Annotated in this window: 24 protein-coding genes; 14 read left to right on the forward strand and 10 right to left on the reverse strand. The window is 67.4% G+C overall.

Going from position 1 to position 24,346, the window contains the following annotated elements; all coding sequences use genetic code 11:
* Positions 1-34: 34 nt before the first annotated feature.
* The 5 genes from urtB to urtE all read left to right on the forward strand — a co-directional run bounded on the left by urtB (position 35) and on the right by urtE (position 4,933).
* Entirely contained in the window at positions 35-1,633 is a 1,599-nt protein-coding gene (gene urtB / locus GH266_RS09755) for an urea ABC transporter permease subunit UrtB (RefSeq protein WP_425329568.1), read from the forward strand.
* A gap of 85 nt (positions 1,634-1,718) precedes the next feature.
* A complete protein-coding gene (gene urtC / locus GH266_RS09760; RefSeq protein ID WP_425329569.1) occupies positions 1,719-2,855 on the forward strand; it encodes an urea ABC transporter permease subunit UrtC in 1,137 nt (378 codons plus the stop codon).
* Between the two features lie 4 nt (positions 2,856-2,859).
* A complete protein-coding gene (gene urtD / locus GH266_RS09765) occupies positions 2,860-3,606 on the forward strand; it encodes an urea ABC transporter ATP-binding protein UrtD (RefSeq protein ID WP_158193742.1) in 747 nt (248 codons plus the stop codon).
* A gap of 84 nt (positions 3,607-3,690) precedes the next feature.
* The gene (locus GH266_RS09770) at positions 3,691-4,212 is read left to right on the forward strand and encodes a hypothetical protein (protein ID WP_199270493.1); all 522 of its coding nucleotides are present in this window, start codon (positions 3,691-3,693) and stop codon (positions 4,210-4,212) included.
* Between the two features lie 25 nt (positions 4,213-4,237).
* A complete protein-coding gene (urtE, locus tag GH266_RS09775) occupies positions 4,238-4,933 on the forward strand; it encodes an urea ABC transporter ATP-binding subunit UrtE (RefSeq protein ID WP_158193743.1) in 696 nt (231 codons plus the stop codon).
* Between the two features lie 12 nt (positions 4,934-4,945).
* On the opposite strand, the gene GH266_RS09780 is transcribed toward urtE, so the two are convergent.
* Positions 4,946-5,710, reverse strand: coding sequence for an SDR family oxidoreductase (locus GH266_RS09780; RefSeq protein WP_199270494.1), 765 nt, complete (start codon positions 5,708-5,710; stop codon positions 4,946-4,948).
* A gap of 115 nt (positions 5,711-5,825) precedes the next feature.
* Positions 5,826-6,224, reverse strand: coding sequence for a DUF2177 family protein (locus tag GH266_RS09785; RefSeq protein ID WP_158193745.1), 399 nt, complete (start codon positions 6,222-6,224; stop codon positions 5,826-5,828).
* 235 nt (positions 6,225-6,459) lie between these two features.
* Between GH266_RS09785 and bfr the strand changes: the two genes are divergently transcribed.
* The 3 genes from bfr to GH266_RS09800 all read left to right on the forward strand — a co-directional run bounded on the left by bfr (position 6,460) and on the right by GH266_RS09800 (position 9,252).
* Positions 6,460-6,945, forward strand: a complete 486-nt coding sequence (gene bfr, locus GH266_RS09790) for a bacterioferritin (protein ID WP_158193746.1) — start codon at positions 6,460-6,462, stop codon at positions 6,943-6,945.
* Positions 6,946-7,110: 165 nt separating this feature from the next.
* A complete protein-coding gene (locus tag GH266_RS09795) occupies positions 7,111-8,271 on the forward strand; it encodes a lipase family protein (protein ID WP_158193747.1) in 1,161 nt (386 codons plus the stop codon).
* 99 nt (positions 8,272-8,370) lie between these two features.
* Complete coding sequence (locus GH266_RS09800; protein ID WP_158193748.1) at positions 8,371-9,252, forward strand: 2-keto-4-pentenoate hydratase; 882 nt, start codon at positions 8,371-8,373, stop codon at positions 9,250-9,252.
* Between the two features lie 245 nt (positions 9,253-9,497).
* On the opposite strand, the gene GH266_RS09805 is transcribed toward GH266_RS09800, so the two are convergent.
* The 5 genes from GH266_RS09805 to GH266_RS09825 all read right to left on the reverse strand — a co-directional run bounded on the left by GH266_RS09805 (position 9,498) and on the right by GH266_RS09825 (position 16,621).
* Complete coding sequence (locus GH266_RS09805; RefSeq protein WP_158193749.1) at positions 9,498-11,978, reverse strand: Tex family protein; 2,481 nt, start codon at positions 11,976-11,978, stop codon at positions 9,498-9,500.
* A 166-nt stretch (positions 11,979-12,144) separates the two neighbouring features.
* A complete protein-coding gene (locus tag GH266_RS09810) occupies positions 12,145-13,257 on the reverse strand; it encodes an ATP-dependent DNA helicase (RefSeq protein WP_158193750.1) in 1,113 nt (370 codons plus the stop codon).
* 78 nt (positions 13,258-13,335) lie between these two features.
* A complete protein-coding gene (locus GH266_RS09815; protein WP_158193751.1) occupies positions 13,336-14,367 on the reverse strand; it encodes a 4-hydroxyproline epimerase in 1,032 nt (343 codons plus the stop codon).
* Between the two features lie 46 nt (positions 14,368-14,413).
* Positions 14,414-15,658: an NAD(P)/FAD-dependent oxidoreductase gene (locus GH266_RS09820; protein ID WP_158193752.1), complete on the reverse strand. Its 1,245-nt coding sequence runs from the start codon at positions 15,656-15,658 to the stop codon at positions 14,414-14,416.
* Between the two features lie 69 nt (positions 15,659-15,727).
* Positions 15,728-16,621 carry a dihydrodipicolinate synthase family protein gene (locus tag GH266_RS09825; protein WP_158193753.1) on the reverse strand — a complete coding sequence of 298 codons (894 nt, stop codon included), beginning with the start codon at positions 16,619-16,621 and terminating at the stop codon, positions 15,728-15,730.
* A 278-nt stretch (positions 16,622-16,899) separates the two neighbouring features.
* On the opposite strand from GH266_RS09825, the gene GH266_RS09830 reads away from it, so the two are divergent.
* Both GH266_RS09830 and GH266_RS09835 read left to right on the forward strand, forming a co-directional pair.
* Positions 16,900-17,610 (forward strand): GntR family transcriptional regulator, encoded by a 711-nt coding sequence (locus tag GH266_RS09830; protein ID WP_158193754.1) that lies wholly within the window; start codon positions 16,900-16,902, stop codon positions 17,608-17,610.
* A gap of 268 nt (positions 17,611-17,878) precedes the next feature.
* The gene (locus GH266_RS09835) at positions 17,879-18,472 is read left to right on the forward strand and encodes a hypothetical protein (protein WP_158193755.1); all 594 of its coding nucleotides are present in this window, start codon (positions 17,879-17,881) and stop codon (positions 18,470-18,472) included.
* A 104-nt stretch (positions 18,473-18,576) separates the two neighbouring features.
* Here the strand turns inward: GH266_RS09835 and GH266_RS09840 are convergent, their stop codons facing one another.
* A complete protein-coding gene (locus tag GH266_RS09840; RefSeq protein ID WP_158193756.1) occupies positions 18,577-18,756 on the reverse strand; it encodes a hypothetical protein in 180 nt (59 codons plus the stop codon).
* A gap of 59 nt (positions 18,757-18,815) precedes the next feature.
* Positions 18,816-19,496 carry a GntR family transcriptional regulator gene (locus tag GH266_RS09845; RefSeq protein ID WP_244953801.1) on the reverse strand — a complete coding sequence of 227 codons (681 nt, stop codon included), beginning with the start codon at positions 19,494-19,496 and terminating at the stop codon, positions 18,816-18,818.
* Positions 19,497-19,658: 162 nt separating this feature from the next.
* Between GH266_RS09845 and GH266_RS09850 the strand changes: the two genes are divergently transcribed.
* Positions 19,659-20,822, forward strand: coding sequence for a pyridoxal phosphate-dependent aminotransferase (locus GH266_RS09850; RefSeq protein WP_158193757.1), 1,164 nt, complete (start codon positions 19,659-19,661; stop codon positions 20,820-20,822).
* Between the two features lie 99 nt (positions 20,823-20,921).
* Here GH266_RS09850 and ctrA read toward each other — a convergent pair whose 3' ends face one another.
* Positions 20,922-21,611: a response regulator transcription factor CtrA gene (ctrA, locus tag GH266_RS09855; protein ID WP_067218837.1), complete on the reverse strand. Its 690-nt coding sequence runs from the start codon at positions 21,609-21,611 to the stop codon at positions 20,922-20,924.
* A 383-nt stretch (positions 21,612-21,994) separates the two neighbouring features.
* Between ctrA and fliI the strand changes: the two genes are divergently transcribed.
* From fliI to GH266_RS09870, 3 genes are all read left to right on the forward strand, one after another.
* Positions 21,995-23,320 (forward strand): flagellar protein export ATPase FliI, encoded by a 1,326-nt coding sequence (gene fliI, locus GH266_RS09860; RefSeq protein WP_158193758.1) that lies wholly within the window; start codon positions 21,995-21,997, stop codon positions 23,318-23,320.
* A gap of 29 nt (positions 23,321-23,349) precedes the next feature.
* Positions 23,350-23,760 carry a flagellar export protein FliJ gene (gene fliJ / locus GH266_RS09865; protein ID WP_158193759.1) on the forward strand — a complete coding sequence of 137 codons (411 nt, stop codon included), beginning with the start codon at positions 23,350-23,352 and terminating at the stop codon, positions 23,758-23,760.
* Positions 23,761-23,869: 109 nt separating this feature from the next.
* On the forward strand, positions 23,870-24,343 hold the full coding sequence (locus tag GH266_RS09870; RefSeq protein ID WP_158193760.1) for an acetyltransferase: 474 nt from the start codon (positions 23,870-23,872) through the stop codon (positions 24,341-24,343).
* The last annotated feature ends 3 nt before the right edge of the window (positions 24,344-24,346 follow it).

Genomic DNA, 24,346 nt, shown 5'->3' on the forward strand with positions numbered 1-24,346 from the left:
GCGACTGGCCCCGCGACTGCCCCTGTGGCTGGCGCTGTTGCTGGCCCTGCTGCCGCTGGCGCTGCTGTCCTCGGCAGCGGGCGCGCAGGACCATGCAGCCCTGCGCCCGCTCATTGATGCGCTCGGGAAAGGCTCGTTCGGCGACACGGAAGAGCAGATCGCCGCGCTCGCCGCCACCGGCGCTCCGGCCGTGGTGCCGGCGCTGGAAGCGCTGACCAACGGCGATCTCTATGTGCGCAAGGCCGACAAGGCCGTGGTCATCGGCAAGCGGGCGGGCGGAAGCCTTGCGCTCACCGACCCGCTGACCGGCGAAGCGCTGGAAAGCACCGCTTCCAGCGCGCTCGACAAGATCCGCGTCAACAACCGCCTGCGCCGAACGATCCGCGCAGCGCTCGGCGGGCTGACCCTGCGCGCCGCGGATGCGACCACCCGCCGACAGGCGGCCGAGGCGATCTTCAAGGCGCAGGACGCCGAGGGCATCGAGGCGCTGGACGCGGCGATTGCCGCCGAGACGGATACCGGCGTCGCCAAGCTGATGCGCGAGGCGCGCGCCGCCGCCGTGCTCGCCTCCGACCGCCCGACCGAGGACAAGATCGCCGCCATCGACACGCTGGCCGAACGCGGCGACCGCGACGCCCTGTCGATGATCACGGCGGTGCAGAACAGCGACGCGAGCGAGCTGCACGAGGCGGCAGGTGCCGCCCTTGCCCGGATCCAGAAGCTGCAGGCGGCCTGGGACACGGCCCGCAACGTCTGGTTCGGCCTGTCGCTCGGCTCGGTGCTGCTGCTCGCCGCCATCGGCCTTGCCATCACCTTCGGCGTGATGGGCGTCATCAACATGGCGCATGGCGAGATGGTGATGCTGGGCGCCTACACCACCTTCGTGGTGCAGAACCTGTTCCGCACCCACGCGCCCGACTTCTTCGACTATTCGCTGCTGGTGGCGCTGCCGGCCGCCTTCCTCGTCGCCGGCCTCGTCGGCATCGGCATCGAGCGCGGCATCATCCGCTTCCTGCACAACCGCCCGCTGGAGACGCTGCTCGCCACCTGGGGCGTGTCGCTGATCCTGCAGCAGGCGGTGCGCTCGATCTTCGGCCCCACCAACCAGGAGGTCGGCAACCCGGCCTTCATGTCCGGCGCCTTCGAGATCGGCCAGCTGACCATCACCTACAACCGGCTGTGGATCCTGGTCTTCGCGCTGACGGTCTTCGCCGCGCTGCTGATCGCGATGAAATTCACCCGCTTCGGGCTGAACGTGCGCGCCGTCACCCAGAACCGGCGCATGGCCGCCTCCATGGGCATCCGCACGCCGCTGGTCGACGCGCTGACCTTCGGCCTCGGCTCGGGCATCGCCGGCATCGCCGGGGTGGCGCTGTCGCAGATCGACAACGTCTCGCCCAATCTCGGCCAGTCCTACATCATCGACAGCTTCATGGTCGTGGTGTTCGGCGGCGTCGGCAACCTGTGGGGCACGCTGGTCGCGGCGATGAGCCTCGGCGTTGCCAACAAGTTCCTGGAGCCCTTCGCCGGCGCGGTGCTGGCCAAGATCCTGGTGCTCGTCTTCATCATCCTGTTCATCCAGAAGCGTCCGCGCGGCCTGTTCGCGCTGAAGGGCCGGGCGGTGGAGGCATGAGCCCCCGTCCCGCCCGCATCCCGCGGAGCCGCCCGTCATGATGGTCCGTTTCCTCGCCGGCGGGTTGACCGGCACCCGCCTCGCCATGCTGGTACTGCTTGTCGGCGCGGCCGTGCTGGTGCCCGTCCTCAATCTTGCCCTGCCGGCCGATCACCCGCTGCACGTGCCCACCTATGCGGTGACGCTGATGGGCAAGTACCTCACCTATGCCCTGCTGGCGCTGGCGCTCGACCTGGTGTGGGGCTATTGCGGCATCCTCTCGCTCGGCCATGCGGCGTTCTTCGCCCTCGGCGGCTATGCCATGGGCATGTACCTGATGCGGCAGATCGGCACGCGCGGCGTCTATGGCGACCCGCTGCTGCCCGACTTCATGGTGTTCCTCAACTGGAAGGAACTGCCCTGGTACTGGACCGGCTTCGACGCCTTCCCCTTCGCAATGGTGATGGCGCTGGCCGTGCCGGGGCTGCTGGCCTTCGTCTTCGGCTGGTTCGCCTTCCGCTCGCGCGTCACCGGCGTCTATCTGTCGATCATCACCCAGGCGATGACCTATGCGCTGCTGCTCGCCTTCTTCCGCAACGACATGGGCTTCGGCGGCAACAACGGCCTGACCGACTTCAAGGACATCCTCGGCTATTCGGTGCAGTCCGACACGACCCGCGCGGGCCTCTTCGCCGCCTCCGCGCTGGCGCTCGCCGCAAGCCTGGTGCTCGCCATCGCCATCACCGGCTCGAAGCTCGGCAAGGTGCTGGTCGCGGTGCGCGACGCGGAAAGCCGCACCCGCTTCCTCGGTTACCGGGTGGAGCACTACAAGCTGTTCGTGTGGACCGTCTCGGCGATGATGGCCGGGCTTGCCGGCGCGCTCTACGTGCCGCAGGTCGGCATCATCAATCCGGGCGAATTCGCTCCGGCCAACTCCATCGAGGCGGTGATCTGGGTGGCGGTCGGCGGCCGCGGCACCCTTGTCGGCCCGATCATCGGCGCGGTGCTGGTCAACTTCGCCAAGAGCTGGTTCACCGCCGCCCTGCCCGAGATCTGGCTGTTCGCGCTCGGCGCGCTGTTCGTCGCGGTGACGCTGTTCCTGCCCAAGGGCATTCTCGGCCTCGCCGCGACGCTCCGCGCCCGCCTGCCGAAGCGCAAGGACAAGACCTCACCGGCGGACGTGTCGGCGGGTGCGCCCATCGCCCCCGCCCCTGCTCTCGCCCGCAACCAGGCCGCGGAGTGACACGATGACCGCCACGGGCTCCCTGCTCTATCTCGACGGCGTCAGCGTCTCCTTCGACGGCTTCAAGGCGCTGAACAACCTGTCCTTCCTGATCGGGCGCAACGAGATGCGCGCGATCATCGGCCCGAACGGCGCCGGCAAGACGACGATGATGGACGTCATCACCGGCAAGACCCGGCCGGACACCGGCACGCTGCTGTTCGGCGAGAAGCTGGACCTCACCCGCCACGACGAGGCGGAGATCGCCGGCTTCGGCATCGGCCGCAAGTTCCAGAAGCCGACGGTCTTCGAAAGCCACACGGTGGAGGACAATATCGCGCTGGCGCTGAAAGCCCCGCGCGGGCCCTTCGCCACCCTGTTCCACCGGCGCGAGCGCGAGGAGAGCGCCCGCATCGACGCGCTGCTGGAGCTGGTGCGGCTCGACAGCCGCCGCGAGGATCTTGCCGGCGATCTCAGCCACGGCCAGAAGCAGTGGCTGGAGATCGGCATGCTGCTGGCGCAGGACCCGCAGCTGCTGCTGATCGACGAGCCCGCCGCCGGCATGACCGATGCGGAGACGGCGGCGACCGCCGACCTCCTGCGCGATATCGCCCGGAGCCACTCCGTCGTCGTCGTCGAGCACGACATGACCTTCGTGCGGGCGCTCGACGTCAAGGTCACGGTGCTGCACGAAGGCTCGGTGCTGGCGGAAGGCTCGCTCGACCACGTCTCGTCCGACCAGAAGGTCATCGACGTCTATCTGGGCCGGTAATCGTGGAACGCGCAATGAACTGTGGCACTGCAACCGTCTTGCCGTTTATGTATCCCTCGGTCGAGGGAACCGGACAGGAGACGGATGATGCCTCTATTGGGCCTTCTCGCAACGATCGCCGTGGGTGTGGCGGTCTGGTACTGGCGACTGAAAATGCTCCGCGAGGCGGGGAGCGAAGTGATCGATTCCGTCGAGCGGATGCGCGGCGCCTACAAGCGCAAGCAGTTCCGCAAGAAGGTCGAGGACGCGCCGCTGGCCTCCATCGAGGACCCGGTGATCGCCGCGGTGACCTTCTACTTCTGCCTGGCCAAGGAAAAGCCCGCCTACAAGGACGAGGCGAAGGCCGTCATCCGCGAAGGGATGCAGGGGATCGTCCCGCCCGGCGATATGGACGAGCTGCTGATCTTCTGCGACTGGATCGCCCAGAACGTCATCAATGCCGACGACCCGGTCCAGCGGTTCCACAAGCTCTGGAGAAGCCGTCTCGACCAGGGCGAGCTGCACCAGCTGATTACCATCGCCCGGGCGGTCTGCGACGTGGGCGGGGGACCGGACGAGGAACAGGCGCGGGTGCTGCAGCTGCTGAACCGCAAGCTGCTGAACTGACGCGCAAGACCGTAATGGAGGTTGCATGCTGACCGTTGAGAACATCGACCTCCATTACGGCGCCGCGCAGGCGCTCAAAGATGTCAGCCTGAGTGCGGAGGTCGGCAAGGTCACCTGCGTGATGGGCCGCAACGGCGTCGGCAAGACCTCGACCCTGCGGGCCATCGCCGGCCAGCAGCCGATCTCCGCCGGCAGCGTGCGCTGGGAAGGCGAGGACATTTCCCGCATGACGCCCTATCAGCGCGCCCGCAAGGGCATCGCCCTGGTGCCGCAGGGGCGCGACGTGTTTCCGCTGCTCAGCGTGCGTGAGAACCTGGAGACGGGCTTTGCCGTGCTGCCGCACGGCCAGCGGCGGGTGCCCGACACGGTGTTCGAGCTGTTTCCCGTGCTCAAGGACATGCTGTCGCGGCGCGGCGGCGACCTGTCGGGCGGCCAACAGCAGCAGCTCGCCATCGGCCGGGCCATCGTCATGCGCCCGCGCCTTCTGATCCTCGACGAGCCGACGGAGGGCATCCAGCCCTCGATCATCAAGGATATCGGCCGCGCGATCTCGTTCCTGCGCGACACCGGCGAGATGGCCATCGTGCTGGTGGAACAGTATTTCGAGTTCGCCCGGGACCTGGCCGACCGCTTCGCCGTGATGGACCGCGGCGAAGTGGTGCTCGCCGGCACCCGGGACGAACTGGAGGAGAGCGCGGTCCGCGCCCACCTCACCGTCTGACCAGAGCTCTGCTCAGCCGCGGCCGATATAGGGCATGGTCGTTGCCATCACCGTCATGAACTGCACATTGGCATCGAGCGGAAGGCTCGCCATGTGCAGGACGGAGCTCGCGACATTCTCGGCCGCCATCACCGGCTCGGCCCGCACGCTGCCGTCCGGCTGGGCAACGCCCTCCTGCATGCGCACCGTCATGTCGGTCGCCGCATTGCCGATATCGATCTGGCCGCAGGCGATGTTGAACGGGCGCCCGTCCAGCGAGATGGAGCGGGTGAGGCCGGTCATCGCGTGCTTGGACGCCGTATAGGCGGCCGAGCCGGGACGCGGCACATGGGCGGAAATCGAGCCGTTGTTGATGATCCGCCCGCCCTGCGGGTCCTGCGCGCGCATCATGTTGAAGGCGCCGCGCGCGATCAGGAAGGCGCCGTCCAGATTGACGGACATCAGCTTGCGCCATTCCTCGAAGGAAAGATCGCCGATGGGCTTGCCCAGCACGGTGGTGCCGGCATTGTTAAAGACAACGTCGAGCCGCCCGAACGCATCGTGCAGGGCGCCGAACAGGTCGTCCACCGCCGCCGGCTCGCTGACATCACAGGGAACGCAGAGGGCACCAGCCGGGTCGACGCCGGACATGGCCACGGTCTCTTCCAGCTTGTCGCCCCGGCGCCCGGTCAGCACAGTGCGATAGCCCGCCTTGAGAAAGGCGATGGCGCAGGCACGCCCGACGCCCGCGCTCGCCCCCGTCACCAGCGCCACGTTCCCCGTCCGATCTCCCGTCATGGCCATGCCGTTCCTCCGCTGCAAGCCGTTCCATCATTGTGGCAACAATGGCCGGGTCGGGACGGAAAAGGCAAGCCGCAAGGGCACTTGGTCAAAAGATCGAGCCGGAAGGTCTCTAGACGAAATTGCGGGCGACGATGTAGCCGACGGTTGCGGAAAAGCCGGTGACGAAGGTGCCCCAGGCGACGTCGACCACCGTCACCACCACCGGCCAGTCGCGCAAGGTGGCAAGGTTGGTGAAATCGTAGGTCGCATACGCGAAGAAGCCGAAGAGACAGCCGTAAAGCGCCGCGTCCTGCCAGTTGCCCGAGCGCAGCGCCGGGGCGACGGCGAAGATGACGATGCCGACCACGTAGACCAGATAGAAGACGCCGGCGACCGTGAAATTCACCTGCTCGGCCATCAGCCCGGCAAGGCGCTCGCGGTAGAACGAGCCCGCCACATGCGCCAGCCAGATGTAATCCAGCGCCAAGAAGATCAGCGCCGTGGCGCCATAGGCGATCGCATGCGACATATCCGGGGCCTTCCTGTTTTCCACACGTCGTTAAACGCAGGATCGGCGCGAGCGGTTCACCTTGCCGCCACAATGCGCGGGCTCAATCGCAAGATCCTTGCGCAAACCCGCTGTTCCCCTCTTCACACAGGATTGGAATTATTCTAAACTGCGTGCAACTGATCGCTTCGCAAAGCCGAAGCGACCGTGGTGGTGCGGCCGGAACGGCGCACACAGAATACAAGGAGAGCATCGAATGAAAGGCAGCGCAAAGGTTATCGAACGGCTCAACGAGGCGCTGTTCCTCGAGCTCGGCGCGGTGAACCAGTACTGGCTGCACTACCGCATGCTTGACGACTGGGGCCTTACCAAGCTCGCCAAGAAGGAGCGTGCCGAGTCCATCGAGGAGATGCAGCACGCCGACAAGATCATCGCGCGCATCCTGTTCCTGGAGGGTCACCCGAACCTGCAGAAGGTCGCGCCGCTGCGCATCGGCCAGGACGTCAAGGAAGTGCTGGAAGCCGATCTTGCCGGCGAGCACGAGGCCCGCACCTCCTACTCCAAGTCGCGCGACATCTGCCACGACGAGGGCGACTACGTTTCCATGAAGCTCTTCGAGGAGCTGCTGGCGGACGAGGAAGGTCACATCGACTTCCTCGAGACCCAGCTCGAGCTGCTCGAGAAGATCGGTGTCGAGCGCTACTCGCTGCTGAATTCCGGCTCGGCCGACGAAGCCGAATAAGCTCCCTGCTTCGCACCACTGCACAGCCGCCGCGCCTCCCCGGCGCGGCGGCTTTTTCATGCCCGCCCGGCCCGGCGTGCGATGCGGCGGGCACGGACGCGATTTTACAACCCAAGATTGGATATCCGGACTATCCTGCTCTTCTCGGCAGATCGGGAGGATGGCATGGCTTTCACCGCAGGCTTCGATTTCACCGAGGCGGAGGCCGCGCTCGCGCTCTCCCAGTCGATCTATGGCGCGCCCGCCATTCCGGTGCCGACGCCCGATCCGGTCGCGCTCGGCTGGTCGAAGGTCGACGGCCTGTCGCCGTCCGGCCCGACGCTGCTCGACAATCTCTGGCAGATCTGGCGAAGCGATGCCGCCCCGAACCGCTATGCGCTCGTCGTGCGCGGTACGGTCGACACGGACGCCAGCATCCTGGCCGACCTGCTGTTTCCGCTGATCGATGCAAGGCTCGACCTGGAACTCGATATCGGCGGCACGACGCTCGACATTCCCTTTCATCTCGCCCGCGACGAAACGGGCAGCGCCGTCGTCGCCGGCACCCATCTCGGCTTCACGCTCGGCCTGCTTTTGATGCTGCTGACCACCGACCGGCCGCTGCTGGCGAGCCTTGCCCGCCTGTCGCTGCTGCCGGACACGGAGCTGCTGGTCACCGGACACAGCCAGGGCGCCTCCATCGCAACGCTCGCCACCTCGTTCCTGCGCCACGCATCCGGGCCGTTCGCGCCCTTCCGCACGCTCTCTGCCAAGACCTATGTGCTGGCGCCGGCAAAGCCCGGCAACGACCACTATGCCGCCGACTACGCGGGCATCGCCGGCATGGCCGGGTTCGGCTGGACCATCGCCAGCACGCAAGGATGGGTGCCGCAGGTGCCCTTCACGCTGCAGGGACCGGGCGATCTCAACACGCCCAACCCCTTGCGCGCCTATGCCGGCGAGACGATGCCGGACAGCGATCCGCGGGTCGCGGCGATGGCACTGACGGCCGCGACGGCGGCCGAGGCCGCGCATGTCCAGGCGCTCGCGCATGCGCAGGCGAGCATCGCCGCGCTGAAGGCGGGCCTTGCCTCCATCCGCCTTGCCCCCGACGCGCTGCCGGGCGGCGGCGGCGGCGCGACGCCGGTTCCCGGCACGGCCCTCTCGCCGGTGCTCGACACGCTGCTGTCGCGGGTGCAGCTGTCGCTGAACTATGCCCCGGCAGGCGCCCTGGTGCCGCTCTTCGCCCGGCCCGGCGGCAACCCGCAGGACCCGAAGGACTATTTCTGGCAGCACCATCTCGGCAATTACTGGATCTACCTGCAGGAGCAGTACGGCGGCATGTGAACGGCCCCTGCCCCGGCGCGGGCTGGCGCTTGCAAGGCGTGCCGTGCCCCGGCACTCTTGCGCCCGGCGCAGTTGCGCCTTTCGGGAGGAGTTTCATAAATGCATTCCAATCGCTCGGCACTTGCCCTTGGTGCCTCGCTTCTCGTCTCGCTGCTTCTGGTACCGGGCGCGGCCCAAGCCGCCTGTCCGGACGATGCCGCCATCGACGCCTTCCTGGCCGCACGCGCCAGCGCGGCCCCGACGCCGCCGCCGGTCGCCGCCGGCGGATCGATGGCGGATGCCCTGTGCGCGCAAGGCAAGATCCTCGCCCGCCTGGAAACCGATCTCGGCCCGGTCGTCGGCTACAAGGCCGGCCTGACCTCGCCCAAGTCGCAGGAAGCCTTCGGCGTCACCGAGCCGGTCTTCGGCACGCTGCTTCAGGGCATGATCGTCAGGGGGAACGCCACCGCCCGCCCGGCGGAGGCGGTGCGCGCGCTGTTCGAGGCGGACCTGGTGGTCGAGATCGCCGATGCCGCCGTCAACGAGGCGGCGACGCCGGAAGAGGTGCTGGCCCATATCGCCGGCGTACGCCCGTTCCTGGAGCTGCCCGCGCTCGTCGTCGGCAAGGACGACAAGCTCGACGGTCCTGCCATCACCTCGATCAATGTCGGCGCCTGGAAAGGCGCGATGGGCGAGCTGATCGAGATCCCGCAAGGGGCCGAGGGCGTTGCCATGCTCGCCGATTTCACCGCGAAACTGACGGATGATGCGAGCGGCGAGACCCTGTCGGCAGCGCCCGGCAAGGCCGTGCTCGGCCACCCGCTCAACGCGGTCGCCTGGATCGCCGGCGTGCTGAAGGCGCAGGGCAAGGCCTTGAAGCCCGGCGACCTTGTTTCCGTCGGCTCCATCGGCCCGCTGCATCCGATGAAGCCGGGCCTGAGCGTCACGCTCACCTACGAGGGACTGCCCGGCACGCCGAAGATCGGCGCCCGGTTCGAATAGAAGCGGCGCGCCGGCCCCACAGCCCGCTCCGCTGTCGTCCCGGTTCCGGCGAAGCCGGAGACCGGGAACCAGTAACCCCAGGTCGTGCGGTTGGCGCCTCGACGCGGCCAAGATGGGAGGGCTTCACCGGAGCGTCGCCACGTGCCCCGGCGGATACTGGATGCCTGCCTGACGCAGGCATGACAACCGAGGAGCGGAACGACCGCCCTCACGTCTCGGTGCCTTTTTGCACCGCCCCTCCCCGATCAGCCCTTCTTCTTGTTGAAGGCGGCTGCAAGGGCTGCGGCCATGGCTCCGTCGCCACCGCCCTGCGGGGGACGCGAACCGCCAGAACCGCCGCCACCGCCGGGCCCGCCGCGACGCGGACCGCCGGGGCCGCCCTTCGGCCGGTCGCCACCGCCGCCAGGACCACCAGAACCACCGGGACCGCCGCGCGGCCGGTCGGAGCCGCCGGCACCCCGCGCGCCGGCCTCCGCGCCGCCGTCCTTGCGCATGGTGAGGCCGATGCGCTTGCGCGCCATGTCGACCTCCACGACCTTCACCCGGACGATGTCGCCGGCCTTCACCACCTCCGCCGGATCGCGCACGAAGCGGTCGGCGATCTGCGAGACGTGGACAAGGCCGTCCTGATGGACGCCGATATCGACGAAGGCGCCGAAATTGGTGACGTTGGTGACCGTGCCTTCCAGCACCATGCCGGGGCGCAGGTCGCTCATCGTCTCGACGCCATCGGCAAGCTTCGCGGTCTTGAACTCCGGACGCGGATCGCGGCCGGGCTTTTCCAGCTCGGCGAGGATGTCGCGCACCGTCGGCAGGCCGAACGTGTCGTCGGCAAAGAGCGAGGGATCGAGCCCCTTCAACAGCGCCGGATTGCCCATCACCTCGGACAGCGGCCGGCCGCAGGCCTGCACGATGCGGCTCGCCACCGGATAGGCCTCCGGGTGCACCGACGAGGCATCGAGCGGATTGTCGCCGCCGGGAATGCGCAGGAAGCCGGCGCATTGCTCGAAGGCCTTGGGCCCGAGCCGCGCCACCTTGAGCAGCGCCTTGCGGTCGCGGAACGCGCCTGCCGCCTCGCGGTGCGCAACGATGGCCTCGGCAAGGCCGGCGGAAAGGCCCGAAACGCGGGCGAGCAGCGCCACGGAGGCGGTGTTGAGGTCGACGCCGACCGCGTTCACCGCATCCTCGACCACCGCGTCCAGCGCCTTGGCGAGCTTGGTCTGGTTGACGTCGTGCTGGTACTGGCCGACGCCGATGGACTTCGGCTCGATCTTGACCAGCTCGGCCAGCGGATCCTGCAGGCGGCGGGCGATGGAGGCCGCCCCGCGCAGCGAGACGTCGACGCCAGGCAGCTCGCGCGAGGCCAGCTCGCTCGCCGAATAGATCGAGGCGCCGGCCTCGTTGACGATCACCTTGATCGGGCGGTTCGCCGGCGGGATCTCGCCGAGCAGATCGGCGACCAGCCGGTCGGTCTCGCGGCTCGCCGTGCCGTTGCCGATGGCGATGAGCGAAATGCCGTGCCGGGCGATCAGCGCCTTCAGCGCCGCCGTCGAGCCCACGATGTCGTTGCGCGGCTGGAACGGGTAGATCGTCGTCGTCTCGACCAGCTTGCCGGTGGCATCGACCACCGCCACCTTGACGCCGGTGCGGATGCCGGGATCGAGACCCAGCACCGTCTTGTGGCCGGCGGGCGCGGCCAGCAGCAGGTCCTTGAGATTGCGGGCGAAGACGTGGATCGCCTCTTCCTCGGACTTTTCGCGCAGCGCGTTCATCAGGTCGAGTTCCAGATGCAGCGCCAGCTTGACCCGCCAGGCCCAGCGCGCCGTCTCCGCCAGCCAGCGGTCGGCCGGCCGGCCCCGGTCCTCGATGCCGGCGGCCCTCATCACCATCAGCTCGACCGGCTTGAAGGTGCCCTGAGCGTCTTCGTCGACGGCGAGTTCCAGCGCCAGCACACCCTCGTTGCGGCCGCGCAGCAGCGCCAGCGCCCGGTGGCTCGGCACGTCGGCCCATTTCTCGCGATAGTCGAAATAGTCGGAGAACTTGGCGCCGGCCTGCTCCTGGCCCTCGACCACGCGCGAGCGCAGCACCGCGCCCGAGGTCATGTGCGAACGCAGCCGCCCGACCAGCGCGGCATCTTCCGCAAAGCGCTCCATCAGGATCTGGCGCGCGCCGTCGAGCGCCGCCTTGGTGTCCTCGACGCCCTTTTCCGCGTCGACGAAGCGCGCCGCCGTCTCCTGCGGGTCGTGCGAGGGATCGCCGATCAACAGGTCGGCCAGCGGCTCCAGCCCCGCCTCACGGGCGATCTGCGCCTTGGTCCGCCGCTTCTTCTTGAACGGCAGGTAGAGATCTTCCAGCTGCGCCTTGGTCTCGGCCGCGTGGATACGCCCGGCAAGCGCGTCGTCGAGCTTCCCCTGCTCCTCGATGGAGCGCAGGATCGCGCCGCGCCGCTCCTCCATCTCGCGCAGGTAGGTCAGCCGTTCCTCGAGCCGGCGCAGCTGCGTGTCGTCGAGACCGCCGGTCGCCTCCTTGCGGTAGCGGGCGACGAAGGGAACCGTCGCCCCGCCGTCGAGCAGCTCCACCGTCGCGGAGACCTGCTCCGGCCGACAGACGAGCTCGGCCGCGATGGCGCGGGCGATGCGGGCGGAAATCTCCGGCGGCAGCGCCGTCTTCGCGGAGGCCGGGCGGGAAGCCGGAACGTCCGGCGCGAAGGAGGAAAAATCGGTCATCTTGCGGGCCTGTCGACAAATCGGGCCGCCGGGCGGGGCCGGTCGGCGGGCCGCGAACATTACGCGCGCTGCGCGCGCCGCGCCAGTGCGGGACGCGAAGACGGACGGCCGGAAGTGGAAAACCGCGCGAACGGGGCGGGACCGGGGCCCAGGCTGAGGCTCGGGCTCAGCGCACCACGGTGATGCGCTGCGCGGCGCGGGTCACCGCCGTATAGAGCCAGCGGTCGCGATATTCGCGGAAGGCCCAGCTCTCGTCGAACAGGACGATATCGTCCCACTGCGAGCCCTGCGCCTTGTGGACGGTGAGCGCATAGCCGTAGTCGAACTCGTCGGAGCGGCGCTTGAGGGCGTAGGGGATCTGGTCCGCGCCCTCCTCGAACAGGCCCGGCAGCACCTTGACCTGCACCCGGCCCTTGCCGGCGGCCTCGTCCTCCGGGCGCACGTCGAAGCGCAGCGTGTTGCCCTTGGACGGGCGCAGCCGCTCGACGGTCCACAGCCCGCCGTTGAGCAGGCCCTTGGCCTTGTCGTTGCGCAGGCACACCAGCTTGTCGCCGACCGCCGGCATCTGCGTGGTGTAGCCCTTCAGCTCGCGGATGCGGCCGTTATAGAGCCGCCGCGTGCGGTTGGTGCCGACCAGCACCTGGTCGCTGGCGAGGATCGAGGCGGCGTCGATCTCGCGGCGCGAGATGATGCGGCTGTCGCCGTAGCGGCCTGCCTCAAGCTCGCCGCCCTCGCGGATCAGCATCGACATGTGGACGATCGGATTGTCGCGCGCCTGGCGGTGCACCTCCGACAGCATCACGTCCGGCTCGGCCTCGGTGAAGAAGCCGCCGCCCTTGACCGGCGGCAGCTGCGCCGGATCGCCGAGCACCAGCACGGGCGTGCCGAAGGACAGGAGATCGCGGCCGAGATCCTCGTCGACCATCGAGCATTCGTCGATGACGATCAGCTTGGCCTTGGAGGCGATGCTGTCGCGGTTGATCGAGAAGCTGAGGCTTGCCTCATCGTCCTCGGTCTCGTCCTTGCGCCCGCGCGGCCGGTAGATCATCGCATGGATGGTGGTGGCGTCGTCGCAGCCCTTCTGGCGCAGCACATGGGCCGCCTTGCCGGTGAAGGCGCCGAAGGCGACATCGCCGTTGATGCCCTCCGCCAGATGGCGGGCGAGCGTCGTCTTGCCCGTGCCGGCGAAGCCGAACAGGCGGAAGACCTGCTTGTCTTTCGATTTCAGCCAGCGCGCCGTCTCGTCGAGCGCGTGCTGCTGCTGGGGCGACCAGTCCATGAAGCGAATCGGATCCCGAGTTGGTTCGTTCCCTTCCTACAGGCTTCGCGCCCGCCTGTGCACCCGCTTAAGCCGGGCTCACGGGCGCGGGTAGAGCTTCACCCCCGTGCCGGTGACCGAAAAGCCCGTCATGTAGGGGTCGCGCTCGTCCAGCGTGATGGTGGAGGTGCCGGTCTTCACCGCCCAGCCCTCGATGGTGGGCACGATGGCCGGCCGGCCGCCGACGGTGGTCTCGCTCTTCACCCCGCCGGTAAACAGCGAGCCGATGACGCTCTCGTGCACGAAACGGTCGCCGACCGTCAGCCGGCCGCGCGCATGCAGCTGGGCAAGGCGGGCGGAGGTGCCGGTGCCGCAGGGGCTGCGGTCGATGGCCTTGTCGCCGTAGAAGACCGCGTTGCGCGCATCCGCCCCCGGCTGGGTCGCCGGGCCCGACCACTGGATGTGGGTGATGCCGCGGATGCGCCCGTCCTCCGGGTGCACCATCTCGTACGCCTCGTTGAGCGCGATCCGAAGCGCCGGGCTGATCGCCACCAGCCGGTCGACGTCGATGGCGCCGACGCCCGCGAAATTCTCCTGGGGCTCGATGATCGCGTAGAAATTGCCGCCATAGGCGACGTCGAAGGTCAGCCGGCCGAACTCCGGGCAGTCGATCTCAAGATCCTGCGCCGCAAGGAAGGAGGGCACGTTGGTCAGCCGCACGGAGGCGACGTGCTCGCCCTCCATCTCGTAATCGGCAAGCACCAGACCTGCCGGCGTTTCCAGCCGCGCCTGGCCCGGCGTGCGGGGCACGAGAAGCCCCTCCTCGATCGCCATGGTGACGGTGCCGATGGTGCCGTGGCCGCACATGGGCAGGCAGCCGGAGGTCTCGATATAGAGGACGCCGATGTCGCAATCCTCGCGCGTCGGCGGATAGAGGATCGAGCCGGACATCATGTCGTGGCCGCGCGGCTCGAACATCAACCCGGTGCGGATCCAGTCGTAGCGCTCAAGGAAATCCGCCCGCCGCGCCAGCATGCTGTCGCCGGCAAGGTTGGGTCCCCCGCCCGCGACGAGCCGCACCGGATTGCCGCAGGTATGTCCGTCGATGCAGAAGAACGTATGCCGCGCCACGGCTGCCTCCTTAAGAAAGAACCCAGACTTCAAAAAACCCAGACTGTCAGAACCTGTCGACCGCGTAAGGGGCAAGGTCGATGGAGGGCTGCTCGCCGGCAACGAGCGCCGCGACGAGTTCGCCCGTCGCCGCCGCCTGGGTCAAGCCGTGATGGGCATGGCCGAAGGCGTGGATCAGGCCCGGAACGCGGCGGCTTGGCGAGATCACCGGCAGGCTGTCGGGCAGCGAGGGACGGAAACCCATCCAGCGCTCGCCGGTCTCGGCCCTGAGGTTCGGCACCACCTTGCCGGCGCGCGCCACCAGCGCATCGACACGCCGCCAGTCGGGCGCGGCCGCAAGCCCGCCGAACTCCACCGCCCCGCCGATGCGCAGGCCCTTCGCCAGCGGCGACAGCACGAAGCCGTAGCCGGCCAGCATGATGAAGCGGCGGAAGGAGACGCCGGGTTCCGGCACCGTGATGTTGTAGCCGCGCTCTGTGTCGAGCGGCACGTTCTCGCCGATGCCGGCGGCAAGCCGGCGCGACCAGGCCCCGCAGGCCAGCACCACATGCGGCGCACGGCGCACCGGCCCCTCGCGCATGCGCAGCACGACACCCTGGCTGCAACGGGCGATCGCCGCCACCTCGCCGCGCTCGATGGTGCCGCCGCGGGCGCGCACATGGGCGGCAAGGTCGAGGCACAGCCCGTGCGGGTCGTCGACCTGCACCCAGCCGGGAAGGAAGGCGCCGCCGGCCACCGTCGACCCGAGATCGGGCTCCATGTCGCGCAGCTCGGGGCCGCCCAGCTCGCGCACCTCGATGCCGTGGTCGCGCTGCAGCTGCCAGCCGGCCCGTGCCCGCGCGATTTCCGCCGGCTTGTCGAAGACGTCGAGACAGCCCTCGCGCTTCACCCGGTGCAGCGTGCCGCTGTCCTGCCACAGCCGCTCCCAGGCAGGCAGCGCGGCGGCATTGAGCGCGGCGATGGCCGAGATCGAGCGGCGCCAGGCGGCTGGCCGCGAGGCCTGCACGAAGCGCAGCATCCAGGGCAGGATGGACAGGGCATAGGAGGGGCGGATGGCGAGCGGCCCGAGCGGGTCGAGCAGCCAGCCCGGCGCCTTGCGCCAGATGCCGGGCGAGGCGAGCGGGGCGACATCCGTCCAGGCGATGCCGGCGGCATTGCCCCGCGAGGTGCCGCTGCCCGGCTCGTCCCGGTCGATCACCGTCACCGCATGGCCGCGCGCAAGCAGCGCCGCCGCCGTGGCAAGGCCGACGATGCCGGCCCCGATGATGGTCACTTCGGACCTGTCGTCCATCCGTCCTTCACGCCCCAATAGATCCTGTCGCCGAACCTTGGCCGGACCCGGCCGGCGCCGCTCGCCGCATCAGAGCGCCGGCAGTTGCGGCCGCGTGTCCAGCGCAGCGCGGATGATGCCGTCGACCCGCTCGGCCTCGGCACCCGACAACGCCATGCGCGGTGCGCGGCAGCGGTCGTTGGAGCCGATGGCATGCACTTCGGCGCGCTTGATGTTCTGCACCAGATTGGTCGAGACATCGAGATCCAGCAAGGGGCGGAACCAGCGGTAGATCGCCCGCGCTTCCTCGATGCGGCCGGCCTGCGCCAGCTTCCAGATCGCCACCGTCTCCTTCGGGAAGGCGACGACGAGACCGGCGACCCAGCCGGTGGCACCCATGACGAGGCTTTCCAGCGCCAGATTGTCGACGCCGGTGAAGACGTCGAACCGATCGCCGAAGCGCGAGATCACCTCGCTGACGCGGCGGATGTCGTCGGTAGACTCCTTCATCGCCACGACGAGCGGCTCGCCGGCCAGTTCCTCGAACATCTCCAGCGTCACGTCGACGCCGTAGGCGACCGGGTTGTTGTAGATCATCGACGGCAGGCCGGACCCGCGGATGACCGCGAAGAGATGCGCCAGCGTCTCGTGCGGGGCCGAGCGATAGGGTACGCCCGGCAGCACCATCAGGCCGTCCGCCCCGGCCTTCGCCGCGGCCTGCGCGGCAGCAACCGCGCGGCGGGTGGAGCTTTCGCACACGGTCATCAGGACGGGTCGGCTGCCTGCGACGGACTTGGCCAGCTTGAGGATCTCGAGCTTTTCTTCTGCCTCCAGCGCCATCGCCTCACCGAGCGAGCCGCAGACGATCAGCCCGTCGACACCCGCCTCGACCTGAAGCGCGAAGCAGCGCTCCATCTCGGCCATGTCCAGCCGGTCGTCGCTGGTGAACTTGGTCGTTACCGCCGGAAACACACCGCGCCACATGATCGAAACTCCCTTGCCGCCATCTGATATATCAGTTGTCGAGCGCACAGTCCCACGCGGCTTTCCTTCTGTCAACGACTGATATATCAATAGAGGCCAGTGTGGTGAATTTGAAATACGCCTCATGTTGGCAGCACCCTCCAGGGCGTATTTCAAATTCGAAAACCACACTGGAAATATAAGCCTGCCAGTCACCCTCTTGAATCTGAAGTTCGCTCAACGCATGCCGCGAGATGTGACGAACTTCAGATTCAGGTGACTGGCGAGAGGAGACCACCATGACCGCCAGCCCCGCCGGAGGCGAACGCGCCGGACCTGCCGAGCTCGGACCCGCCAGCCAGGAGGGCGAGGAAAGCCGGGCGGCCCGCGCCTATCGCGCGCTGGAGGAGCAGATCGTCACCCTGCGGCTGGCGCCGGGCACGGCGATGACGGAAAGCCGCATCGCGGCGCTGCTGGACATGGGCCGCACGCCGATCCGCGAGGCGATCCAGCGCCTCGCCTGGGAAGGGCTGGTAACGATCCGCCCGCGCCTCGGCATTCTCGTCGCCGACATCAACCCGGCCGACTTCGCCCGGGTGCTGGAAACCCGCCATGCGCTGGAGATCCTGCTGACCGGCTCGGCCGCGCATCTGGCGAGCCGCGACGAGCGCGACCGGCTGGGCGAATGCGCCCGCGCCATGCGGGACGCCGCCGCCGCCGGCGATGTCGACGGGTTTCTGCGCGAGGACAAGACCTTCGACGAGATCGTCGCGGTGGCCGCGTGCAACCCCTTCGCCGCCCGGGTGGTGGCGCCGCTGCAGACCCATTCGCGGCGGTTCTGGTTCCGCTATTTCGGCGAGAGCGACCTCAACTCCGCCGCCTGGCACCACATGGAACTGATGCAGGCCATCGCCTCCGGCGACGTCGCCCTCGCCCGCGCCCGCGCCGACGACCTGATGCACTACCTCCGCCGCCAGGCGATGACGCTGACGAGTGGGTTGGAGCGGTAGGGGGGGGCACACCGAACTGCACAGCATGAGTAGGTGCAGGCGACCCGTGAATGGAGGGCACTGAAGGACCCGGCGGCCGATTCTCTTTTGGCGCACTCTCAACTGTTGAGCGAGGGCCACCTCGGCGGTAACGTCCGTGCCGCGCTAGAGTAAGCCATTGATCTATTAAAAGATTTTTTAGAAGAAGCCTAACTAGCGCTATCTGCAAAGAGAAACATTCCGCCTCAGTTTGGCATTCTATTTTCACGGCAACCGAAAGAGAGGGGACATGAGGGATAAAACCAAACCGCAATTATTTATCATCGAGACATTGACCCTGGCGGACGAACGAGCGCAGCGCCAGGAAGGAGAGCTTATATCACGCATGCTTCATCTCGCCGGCAAGAGTGAGACTGTATACTATTATATTCGCACACGGCGCGAGCTTGGGGAAATTGTCGATATCTTTGGCCAGTCGCAATATCGCTATCTTCATATTTCCTGTCACGCCGACAAGCGGGGGATGGCGACAACGTTCGACGACATTGGTTATGCGGATTTAGGGGGTATGCTTTCCCCACACCTAAAAGGCCGACGCGTATTCGTTTCGGCCTGCCAAATGGCTACCTTCGGCCTAGCTAAGCAAATACTGCCCGATACGGGATGCTACTCCCTGATCGGCCCGAAGCGCAGCATCAGGTTCGATGACGCAGCTGCGTTCTGGATCTCGTTCTATCACCTGATGTTCAAGCTCAATGACCGGAGCATGAAAAGGGAGGGACTGCGCCAGCGCATCAAGCAGCTATCTCGACTCTATGAAGAGCCGATCAACTATTTCGCGTCATCAAAGAACGAAGAGCGCGGTTATGTTCGCGTTATTTGAGAACAGCATGTACAGCAACGTTATTTACCTGACAGCTCCGTGTTTCGGAGCCGATGAGGCGGCGCGGGTTTCTTGGGTTATTGAACCCTGCTTCGGGTCGATTGTCAGCCTGTTCCTTTCGGTTTCCGCCGTGGTGGCGACAACCTGCCGGGCAGGCCGGCGATGAAGCATCGCCGCGGCATTCGCCCTTTCATGCGGCGGCCCTGGTACGCGTTGGTATTGTCTGTAACCAACAAGGCATCGCGGATATTCTGCGTCTCGTCGATAATCTCGAACCAATTCATTCGGTCTCATCAGGCGATGACGCTGACCGGCGGATTGGAAAGGTAGGGGCACCGCCCCCCTACCCCGGCAACGCCGCAAGCAAGGCCTTGCCGGCTTCCTCGATATGGGTGCGCAGGATCACTTCCGCGGCCACAGCATCGCGGCGGCGGCAGGCGGCGAGGAGTTCGCGGTGCTCGCGGTCGGAGCGCACCGCGTAGTCGAGCTGGCGGATGGCGATGCGCAGGTAGCGGTCCGCCGCATCGTGCAGCAATGAGATATGCGCGAGCAGGCGCGGGCGGGCACAGGCCTCGTAAAGCGTCATGTGGAAGCGCTTGTTGAGCGCGCCGAACGCCTCGATGGGCGCGGTTTCCAATTCGCCCTGGATGCTTTCCGCCCGGTCGATCCGGCTTTCGGTCAGTTCGGGGATCGCATGGCGCAGGGCAAGGCACTCGGCCAGCACCCGCATCTCGTGGATCTCGGCGAGATCGCGCGCGTCGATGGCGGCGACGCTGGCGCCGCGATTGCGGACCATCTCCACGAAGCCTTCCGCCTGCAGCAGGCGCAGCGCCTCGCGCACCGGCATGCGGCTGACGCCGTAGGCCTCGGCAATCGTCTCCTGGCGCAGCGGCTGGCCGGCGGCAAGCTCCCCGGAAATGATCCGCGCGCGCAGCCGGTCGGCGACGGACTGCGTCTGGTCGCGGCCCCTGGCGCCCGTTGCCTGCATCCCCTGCCCGCTGTCGCCCGATCCGCTCGCCGTCATGACCCGCCTGCCTGTCTTGCTGCCCGTCTTGCCTGTTGGCAGCAAGGGCGAAACGCGCGCCTTGCCGCGACCCGCCCCGATTCCCTTTCGCCTTCGACAATTGACATAGCCCGCCGGGTTCTGCATTCAATATCTTAAATTGGATCCAATAAGGAGAATCGTATGACAGTTTCTCGCTTGCGCCACATCCCCGGCATCAATGTCGACAAGATGGGCAATGCTGCCGACGCGCTCGGTGATCCGGACATGCTGCGGCTGGAGAACCTCGACACGGATATCGCCCCGCCGCGCGCTGCGCTGGAGGCGACCCGCGCCGCGGTCGATGCGGACGCGGCCAACAGCTACCTGCCGTTTCTCGGCATCCACGCCTTGCGCGAGGCGGCCGTCGCCCGGATCAAGGCCGACACGGGCGTCGCGTATGATCCGGAAGGAGAATGCATCGTCTCGGCCGGCGGCCTCTCCGGTATTCTCAACGTGCTGCTGGCGATCCTGGAGCCGGGCGACGAGGTGATCATCACCGATCCGGCCTATGCCGGCCTGCTCAACCGCATCCGCCTTGCCGGCGGTGTGCCGCGCCTGGTGCCCTTGAAGGTGACGGAGGGCGGCTGGCGGCTGGACCTCGACGCGCTGGCTGCCGCCCGCTCGCACAAGACGCGCGCGGTGCTGACCATGAGCCCGTCGATGCCGTCGGGTATCGTCCATGACCTTGAGGAATGGCAGGCGATCTGCGATCTGGTGCGGCAGACGGGCGCCTGGCTGCTGCATGATGCGGCAATGGAGCGGATCCTCTATACCGAAGCGCCGCTGCTGCATCCGCTGCAATGTCCGGACATGCGCGAACGCACCGTCACCGTCGGCAGCGTCTCCAAGGAATACCGGATGATCGGCTGGCGCGTCGGCTGGATCGTCGGCCCGCGCTCCTTGATGAACGATGTCGGCCTCGTCAGCCTGTCCAATGTGGTCTGCCAGGTCGGCATCGGCATGCCGGGCGCGGCCGCCGCCCTGACGACCAATGACGACGGGGTGGCGCAGGCGACCGCCCGCTGGCGCGCGCGGCGCGACCTGATCCTTGCCGAGCTTGCCGACCTTCCTTGCGTCAGGCCCGACGGCGGCTGGTCGCTGCTGATCGACACGGCCGCGCTCGACCTGCCGCCGGAGCGGGCCTCGGCGCTGCTGCTGGACAAGGGACGGATCGCCGCCACCGCGATGACCGGTTGGGGCGCGCCGGACCAGGCCGGGCGCTACCTGCGCCTCGTCTTCGCCAACGAGCCGCGCGCCCGCCTTGCCGGCATCCGCGAGCGCTTCCGCGCCGCCTGGGGGATGTGAGGCACGGCGCAAAACGACACAGCCAGAAACGACGAAGGCCCCGCCGGATGGCGGAGCCTTCGATCGGATCTCAAGATCTCAGTCGCAGGGAAGGCCGGCTCAGGCCGCCTTCTCTTCCGGCTCGCGCAGCACGTAGCCGCGACCCCAGACGGTCTCGATGTAGTTCTTGCCCGACGTGGCGGCTGCCAGCTTCTTGCGCAGCTTGCAGATGAACACGTCGATGATCTTCAGCTCCGGCTCGTCCATGCCGCCATAGAGATGGTTCAGGAACATCTCCTTGGTGAGCGTCGTTCCCTTGCGCAGGGAAAGCAGCTCCAGCATCTGGTATTCCTTGCCGGTCAGATGCACGCGCTGTCCGGAAACCTCGACCGTCTTGGTGTCGAGATTGACCACCAGGTCGCCCGTGGTGATGACCGACTGGGCATGACCCTTCGAGCGGCGCACGATCGCATGGATGCGGGCGACGAGCTCGTCCTTGTGGAACGGCTTGGTCATGTAGTCGTCGGCGCCGAAGCCGAGGCCGCGAACCTTGTCCTCGATGCCGGCAAGGCCGGACAGGATCAGGATCGGGGTCTTCACCTTGGACACGCGCAGCGTCCGCAGGACCTCGTAGCCCGACATGTCGGGCAAATTGAGATCCAGCATGATGATGTCGTAATCGTATAGCTTGCCGAGGTCGATGCCTTCCTCGCCAAGATCCGTCGTGTAGACGTTGAAATTCTCGGACTTGAGCATCAGCTCGATGCTTTGCGCCGTTGCGCTGTCATCCTCGATCAACAGGACACGCATGCCAATCCCCTATGTCTGCCTATCCTGGGCAAGCCGCGCCGGCCAGTACGCTCCCGGTGCTAAGGACTGCGGTTAACCTCGACTCACTGTGTGAGACAATGGTTAACAAATTCTGATTCACACCTGCAAGCGCCGATGAGGCGAGTTTGGAAAACTTTTCCAAATGCTTGAAAATTCAATGGAAATCCTTTCCATAAAATCTTCAAGCGTCACATTAACAAGCCGCTATAAACGACTCAGGTGACTCAACCTCTACGCCGAACGCGGGACCCAGGATGGCTCGCCATCCAGAACCCTCGACATTAAGATTAACCAAACTTGTAAACGATAGGTTACCGTACCCTCGCTTTCTGGGACCTTCTTTACCGAGCCTTGAGGATCAGATGGACCCGCTCTTTGCCGAACTCGAAGCCCTGATGCCCGCGGAGATCTACGGCCGGGTGGTCGCCGTGCAGGGCCTCCTGGTCGAGGTGGCCGGCCCCGTGCACGAGATGAGCGTCGGTGCCGTGCTCGCCGTGGAGAGCGGGGAAAACGGTCCGGCCGTGCCGGCCGAGGTGGTCGGCTTCCGCGACGAACGCGCGCTGTGCATGCCCTTTGCCGGGCTGGAAGGCGTGCGGCTCGGCTGCCGCGCCGTGCTGATGGCACGCGAGAGCCTGGCCCACCCTTGCGACGCCTGGCTCGGGCGCGTGGTCAACGCCATGGGCGAGCCGATCGACGGTCTCGGCCCCCTGCCCGCCGGCGGCGAACCGCGGCGGCTGCGCACCAACCCGCCGGCGGCCGGCGAGCGCGGCCGCGTCGGCCCGCCGCTCGATCTCGGCGTGCGCGCGCTCAACACCTTCGTCACCTGCTGCGAGGGCCAGCGCATGGGCATCTTCGCCGGCTCGGGCGTCGGCAAGTCGGTGCTGATGTCGATGATCGCCCGCAACATGGCCGCCGATGTCGCGGTGATCGGCCTGATCGGCGAGCGCGGCCGCGAGGTGCAGGAATTCATCGAGGACGACCTGGGACCGGAAGGCCTTGCCCGCTCGGTCGTCGTCGTCGCCACCTCCGACGAAAGCGTGCTGATGCGGCGTCAGGCCGCCTATCTCACCATGACGGTCGCAGAGCATTTCCGCGATGCCGGGCGCAACGTCATGTGCATGATGGACTCGGTCACCCGCTTCGCCATGGCCCAGCGCGAGATCGGCCTGTCCATCGGCGAGCCGCCAACCTCCAAGGGCTATACGCCGACCGTCTTCACCGAGCTGCCCAAGCTGCTGGAGCGCGCCGGGCCGGGCCGTCCGGGATCGGGCTCGATCACCGGCCTCTTCACCGTGCTGGTGGAGGGCGACAACCACAACGAGCCGGTCGCCGACGCGGTACGCGGCATTCTCGATGGCCATATCGTCATGGAACGGGCCATCGCCGAGCGCGGCCGCTATCCGGCGATCAACGTGCTGAAGTCGGTCTCGCGCACCATGCCGCGCTGCGTGCCGGACGAGATGCAGCCCATCCTGCGCAAGGCGCGGGCGCTGATGGCGACCTATTCGGACATGGAGGAGCTGATCCGCCTCGGCGCCTATCGCCGCGGATCGGACCCGGTGGTGGACGAGGCCATCGCCCGCCACGACCGGCTGGAAACCTTTCTCGGCCAGTCGAAGGGCGATGCAAGCACGATCAACGCGGGCTATAATGAACTTGCCAACCTTTTGGAAATGACTCTCGCTTAAGTTGGCGTGCGCAACGGGAGTACTGAGTAATGAAGTCGCGTGAGAGTCTCATTCGCCTGAAGCAGTTTCAGGTCGACGAGCGCCGTCGCCAGCTGGCGCAGATCGAGTCGATGGTCGACGAGTTCAAGCGCATGGCCCGCGAGCTGGACGACCAGATCCTGGCGGAGCAGGAGCGAGTCGGCATCACCGATGTCGGACATTTCGCCTATCCGACCTTCGCCAAGGCCGCGGCCCAGCGCCGCGACAACCTGCTGAACTCCGCAGAGGAACTGAACGGCCAGCTGGAGGCCGCGCGCGAGGACCTGCGCGAGGCGCTGGAAGAGCTGAAGAAATTCGAGCTGCTGGAAGAGCGCGACCAGATCCGCGAACGCCAGGAGCGCGATGCGGCCGAGCAGGAGGACCTCGACGAGGTCGCCTCCCGCCGCAAGACCCGGATCTGACTGCCGGACGGCACATCGCAGAGCCAGGTTTCGAGACCTCTTTCAAGGGGCCCGCAGCGCGGGCCCTTTTGCATTTGCGCTCCCCCGCCTTGCGTGGGATAGCAGCGCCATGTGGACGATACGAAACGCAGGCGCGAACGAAAGCGCAACGGCCATCGCGATCTGGCGCCGCGCCGTCGCGGCCACCCACGACTTTCTCTCGCCCGAGGATTTCGCCGAGATCGAGGAGATGGTGCAAGGCTTCCTGCCCGAGGTGCCGCTGACCCTCGCCGTCGGCCCGGACGGCACGGTGGCCGGCTTCATGGTGCTGAGCGAGGGGCATCTCGACGCGCTGTTCATCGATCCTGCCGCCCATGGCAAGGGCGCAGGACGCGCGCTCGTCGCCCATGCGCTGGCGCAGTTCCCGCGCCTCGTCACCGACGTCAACGAGCAGAATGCGGGTGCCGCCGCCTTCTATGCGCGCCTCGGGTTCACCGTCGCCGGCCGCTCCGAGCGCGACGACCAGGGACGCCCCTATCCGCTGCTGCACCTGGTGCACGAGGCGGCCGAGGCCGCCGCGGATGCGGCCCTGCAGGACGGCTGACCC

The organism is Stappia indica (genome assembly GCF_009789575.1).
In the GTDB taxonomy this organism is placed as follows: Bacteria; Pseudomonadota; Alphaproteobacteria; order Rhizobiales; family Stappiaceae; genus Stappia; species Stappia indica_A.